This is a genomic window from Saccharomonospora sp. (assembly GCF_027317685.1).
Lineage (GTDB): Bacteria > Actinomycetota > Actinomycetes > Mycobacteriales > Pseudonocardiaceae > Saccharomonospora.
In genome coordinates this window covers 1-5,103 of the sequence record NZ_DAHVQP010000050.1, presented here as the reverse complement: position 1 = coordinate 5,103, position 5,103 = coordinate 1, and the positions used below count along the sequence as shown (strand labels likewise).

The window sequence follows — 5,103 nt, the reverse complement described above, 5'->3', positions numbered from 1 at the left end:
GCACAATCCGATCCCGAAATCGAACCAACCGGCCAAGAACCGGAGACTTCCGCCCCTGACTCCGACGCCGGCACTCCCGCCGACGAACCCGACAGCCAGCAAAGCACTGACGGCGGCCACACCTCCCCCGAGGCAGTGACTCAGGACGGGGAGAAGTCGTCACCATACGGAGACCAGGGCACCGAGAGCGACAAAAAGGCCCCAGAATCAGAAAACGGGGAAACTGTCCAGCACTTAGACCCGTCCGACCGACGCTCCGACCCGACCCGCGAGGAGGACGAGCCCGGCAAAGAGCTGACCCCACAAGACGAGAACACAACGGAAGTGGAGGAGCCCAGCCGATTCGCCGGCCGCGTTACAATCTTGGTCGACAGCGACGGCAAACCGATCCCAGAACGCCGCCACACCGAAACCGACGACCCAAACCGAGGAGAACTCCGCCACCCCGAAGACGACCGTTTCTCCCGGGACTACCAGGCACGCGCTCCAGAACGCCGGTCCCGCAGACGCGACTTCCTGCGTGAGTTCGTAACCAGGGCAGACGACACCAGAGACGCGGCCGATGCTGTTTCGAAGCCAGCCCAAAGGGGTTTGGAAAGAGTCCAGCCAACCGGACAATCGAGCGGCGCACGCCCCGGCCCCGATCAGGCAGGACCGCGGGAGCAGCCGGTCAAAGCAGGAAGCGCCCTGATCGGCGGAGTGGGTATGGCTATAGTCTTGACGGAAGCGATCCGCTACGGAATCAGAAGCGCGAAGGGAATGATGGAACGTGAGCATGCGGGTAACCGATGACCAGGTAGCGACGTTGCGCGCTCAATTGAAGGGCAACCTCACGGAACATCGCAGACTTCTGCGGGAACTTGACCCAGACGAAGCAAATGTAGGCTACGCAGCACTGATCGCCGCTGCCTTCATCGAGGCTGCCGAGCGCCGCTTCATAAGGAACGGCAAAACAGCCGACGAGTCCGAAGTAATCGAATTCGTGGCGCGAGTCCGGGAGACGGACGACGAAATGCCGGAAATAATTAACCCTGAACTCGCAGAAAGCATGATTATGCATCTGCTCGAAAAGGGAACCACCATCGAAGCGGACGAGAACACGAAGCTCGGCCACCAGATCGTGCTGTTGACCTTCATGATAGGAGAAGAGAAACTCAACGAATCCGAACTCGAAGAATTTCTGTCCAGCGCCCGCTCTCTCGCCGATGAGTTGATCGAGTAGATGGACTACTCACGTGTTCGGATCCGCGAGGAGAACATCCTCGCGCTGCGGTCGTTTCTGCTGGAGGGACCGGAGGCGTGGCTGCCCCTCCAGGATCAGATGCAGAAGGACGACGAGACCGCGGCAGGATACATGTCGCTGCTGTTCGGAGCGTTCAACGTCGCGGTCTACCGAAAGTTCTCCCCGACCTACACGGTCGGCCAGATCGTCCGCTTCGTCGCCGACTTGCGCTCCCGGCTCGGCAAGGACGCACACCTGGTGCACCCACTCGTCGCCGAGGACCTGATCCGCCGCGCACTCAGCGCTCCCCCACCGAAGGACGGCGGCCCCGACGAGGTGTTGCCCGTCCTCCAGGCACAGGTGCTCATCCTGATGCACCTCGTCGACGAGGCCGACTTCGACCGCGCAGGCCTCGAACAGTTCATCGACGACACCGTCACCTTCACCGAGAAGTGGCTCGCCACCCGCCGAGCCGAATCCACCGAGGTCACAGACCAGGTATCGCCACAGCCGACCCCGTCCAGGAACGAATAGACGCAGGTGAAACGCTTGGGCTCCTACGAACACCCGATTGTGGGCGGCAAGTTCGGGCGATTGGGGTTAGCATTCGGGGAAGCGAGAGGCGTCTGGTAACGCAGATCGAATGGGAGTTCCTGTGGCGGAAGAGGTTTCTGGCTCAGAGTGGCCGAGCGACCACGCACCGTCCGCCGACCTGCGGACCGACGTGCCTCATTCGGCGCGCATGTACGACTACTACCTCGGCGGTAAGGACAACTTCGCCGCCGACCGGGAAGCCGCCGAGAAGGTGCTGCAGATTTTCCCGGACGTGGCCGTCGGCGCCCGCGCCAACAGGCGATTCCTCGGCCGCGCCGTGCGCTTCGCGGCCGGGATGGGCATCCGCCAGTACGTCGACATCGGCACGGGCATCCCCACGGCCGAGAACACCCACGAAGTCGCCCAGTCGGTCGCTTCGGACTCCCGCGTCGTCTACGTCGACAACGACCCCATCGTCCTGACGCACGCGCGTGCGCTGCTCGCGGGCACCCCTGAAGGCCGAACCGCATACCTCGACGCCGATTTCCGCGACCACGAGCGCATTCTGTCCGCGCCCGAGACGTCCGCGCTCATCGACTTCAAGCAGCCGGTGGCCCTGCTCACCGTCGCGCTGCTGCACTTCATCCCCGACGCCGACGACCCGGGCGCCATCCTGGAGCACTACAAGGCCGCCATGCCGCCCGGCAGCGTGATGATCTTCTCCCACGCCACGACCGACCTGGTGGACGACTCGGAGGAGTCCAGGGCCGTGGTCCGCGCCTACACCGGCGCCGGCGTGGGCCTGACCCCGCGATCCCGCGACCGGATCACGGAGTTCTTCGCCGGCTGGGACCTGGTCGAGCCCGGCGTCGTCCCGGTCACGGAATGGCGCCCCGACGGCAATCCCGACGACGCCGCCCTGAAGGCGTCCCAAGCCGGAGCCTTCGGCGGAGTGGCGATCAAGCCGGCCTGACCCACTCCGCGGTGTCACGCCGGTCAGAGCATCGTCTCAATTGCCATCAGGACATGGCACCGCACCTAGCCGGCATCGTCTGCCTCACGAATCAGACGCCCCAGCCGTCCACTCGAACGCCCCAGGCGGGTCCACTAACCGCAGCAACGCTCTCACCAGCGCGCCGAGCGACATAGGTCATTGCGCCGCCCTACCGCGAACCCGGCGCTCTATTCGGACGAGCAACTCACCGAAGCTGCCGACCAGCATGCCGGACGAGCCGATGATGAACAGCCAGACCCCGGTCGGCTCAAGATTCGCGTACAGGAACAGCACGCTGCCCACGACGAAAGTGAGGTTTCCGAAGATCCCGATACCGAGATGGATCCACGGGAACTCCTCCAGGAAGCTCCTCACACGTGAACGCTGCACCGAACACCATCACAACGAAGCGACATCATCCCTGGTCACTGTACTGATCAAGCGTCCAGCACAAACGAACGCAGCAGGCGCGCCGCCAATCCCACCACTGCCCCGCCACCAACTGTCCGGTTTGGTCGGGTCCCCTGTGGCGAGGTCGTCAGCCTCGCCTTCGCCGTCATCGCTGGTGGAAACGGGCGGGTCGGCGGCTGGGAAGGCCAGGTGGGCATCGGCGACCATGGTCAAGTGCCGGTACCAGGCGATGCACTTGCGGACCGGGTAGTGATCGAAGCCGACCTCGCTCTTGGTGGCCTGGAAGCACTTCTCGGCGCTCCAGCGGGGTCCGGCCACCCGCGCCAGCGCAGGAAGGCCGACCGGCCGGTTTGCCCGGCATCGGTAAAAGGCAAGGTCAGTGGGGTAGCTGATCGACCGGCGGGCCAGCACCCTCGTGTTCGCCCTTCTCGATCCACGCCGAGTCGTACCAGCGGCGACCCTTGGCCCCGTTCCCGCACGAGCGCCGCTGCCAGGACGCCTCACTCATGGCTGCGGTAGCGGGATCCTGGTCCGTGCGCTGCCGAGCACGGAAAGATAGTCGCAGCAGACCGTGAAGAAGTAGTTCACGCCCAGAACCCCGCCCACGTCACCGAGCCGCTCGACACTTGGGCCCGCAGCGCGTCCGCCACCTGGTCGGCGTCCCAGCGGGCATGGTTGAGCAGCCGCTGCCTCCCGTCAGGAGTGGCCTCCCCGGCGAACTCCGCCAGTGACCAGCCGTTCTCGCGCTCCAGCCCGTTCAACAGGCCCAGCAGTTACCAGCGGGCCCGCACCCTGGGCTGCCGTCGGCCGAAGAACGGAGCCACCACCTACGCGAACGGACCAGGCCACCTGCCCGGGTCGACATCTTCCACAGTGGGCGGCACGGCCACCGCCGATCGTCTGGTCTCAACACACACACGATCACAGCGGTGGCCGTCTCACACCCCTGCTTCGATCGGACCGAGATCTCCAAGTGCGGCTGGAGTATTAGGGCCCGCGATTCCCCGACGCGCGTTGCCTGTACGGCTCAATGTGGGGCGTCGGGGATGCGGTAGGCGGCACGGGACGGTGCTCAATCTGCTGCGTCGAGGACCTCGTGGAGTTTTTGGGCGAAGGCTTCGGGTTGACCGGTTTGGCCGAACTCGCCGCCCAGGAAACCGCCGTGGTGGCTGGGGAACACCGTGGCCTTCTGGCCTAGCTGGTCGGCGGTCGCCACAGCGGTGCGTCCGGTGAAGGTGTTCCCCGTCTCCTCGCCCACTGCGATCACTATCCGTGTCGGCGCCGAGGTCAGCGCATCGAGGTCGAGCCGGTAATCGGTGACCGCCCGGGAACGGTCGGACAGCAGCGGATCGTCGCGGCTGCCGTCGTCCTCGGTCGGGAAGCCGAACGCGGCCGGATCCGGGGCGGGCTGGGCGAAGTAGTCGTCGGTGAACTCACCCTGCCACAAGGTCATGGCCATGAAGGCGGCCATGCCCGCGCCCCAGCCCTTGGCCTGGTAGACGTCCCGGACGCCGGCCAGGGCGCGCTCGGCGGCCGCGGCGTCGGGGAGCACCGACATCAGCGGCGGCTCGTGCGCCACAAGGGTGGTCACGTCTTGGGGGTGGGCCGTCACCAGGGCGAGTGCGGTCACCGCGCCGCCGCTGCTGGCGAAGACGTCCACCGGGCCCGCGTCGAGCGCCTCGATGAGCGCGTGCAGATCGGCGGCCTGGGTCTGTGGGCGGTGGTCGTCTCGGCCGTCCTTGCGGATGCTGCGGCCCAGGCCGCGCGGGTCGTAGGTGACCACGGTGCGGTCGGAGAAGTGGGACGCAAGCGTGCCGAAGCCCTCTGCCGTCATGGGCTGACCGATCATGAGCAGCGGGGGGCGCCCGTCAGCGGTCGGCAGCGGGCCACGGACGTCGTAGACGAGGTCGACCTCGGGTGTCTGGAGAGTGTGTGTAGCCAT

8 protein-coding genes are annotated in these 5,103 nt (G+C 65.9%); 4 read left to right on the top strand and 4 right to left on the bottom strand.

Features of this window, described 5'->3' with window-relative positions:
• From M7H19_RS06550 to M7H19_RS06535, 4 genes are all read left to right on the top strand, one after another.
• On the top strand, positions 1–792 hold a 792-nt coding region (locus tag M7H19_RS06550), incomplete at its 5' end, for a hypothetical protein (RefSeq protein WP_298178263.1).
• Positions 776–1,222: a hypothetical protein gene (locus tag M7H19_RS06545; RefSeq protein ID WP_298178261.1), complete on the top strand. Its 447-nt coding sequence runs from the start codon at positions 776–778 to the stop codon at positions 1,220–1,222. The genes M7H19_RS06550 and M7H19_RS06545, both read left to right, overlap by 17 nt.
• A complete protein-coding gene (locus M7H19_RS06540; RefSeq protein ID WP_298178259.1) occupies positions 1,223–1,756 on the top strand; it encodes a hypothetical protein in 534 nt (177 codons plus the stop codon).
• Positions 1,757–1,865: 109 nt separating this feature from the next.
• The gene (locus M7H19_RS06535) at positions 1,866–2,729 is read left to right on the top strand and encodes an SAM-dependent methyltransferase (protein ID WP_298178257.1); all 864 of its coding nucleotides are present in this window, start codon (positions 1,866–1,868) and stop codon (positions 2,727–2,729) included.
• 177 nt (positions 2,730–2,906) lie between these two features.
• Here the strand turns inward: M7H19_RS06535 and M7H19_RS06530 are convergent, their stop codons facing one another.
• The 4 genes from M7H19_RS06530 to M7H19_RS06515 form a co-directional block, all read right to left on the bottom strand.
• The gene (locus M7H19_RS06530; RefSeq protein WP_221635270.1) at positions 2,907–3,125 is read right to left on the bottom strand and encodes a YrhK family protein; all 219 of its coding nucleotides are present in this window, start codon (positions 3,123–3,125) and stop codon (positions 2,907–2,909) included.
• A 24-nt stretch (positions 3,126–3,149) separates the two neighbouring features.
• The gene (locus tag M7H19_RS06525) at positions 3,150–3,572 is read right to left on the bottom strand and encodes a hypothetical protein (protein WP_141968101.1); all 423 of its coding nucleotides are present in this window, start codon (positions 3,570–3,572) and stop codon (positions 3,150–3,152) included.
• Positions 3,573–3,745: 173 nt separating this feature from the next.
• Positions 3,746–3,922 carry a hypothetical protein gene (locus M7H19_RS06520; RefSeq protein WP_298178250.1) on the bottom strand — a complete coding sequence of 59 codons (177 nt, stop codon included), beginning with the start codon at positions 3,920–3,922 and terminating at the stop codon, positions 3,746–3,748.
• Between the two features lie 311 nt (positions 3,923–4,233).
• A complete protein-coding gene (locus M7H19_RS06515; protein ID WP_298178247.1) occupies positions 4,234–5,103 on the bottom strand; it encodes an alpha/beta hydrolase in 870 nt (289 codons plus the stop codon).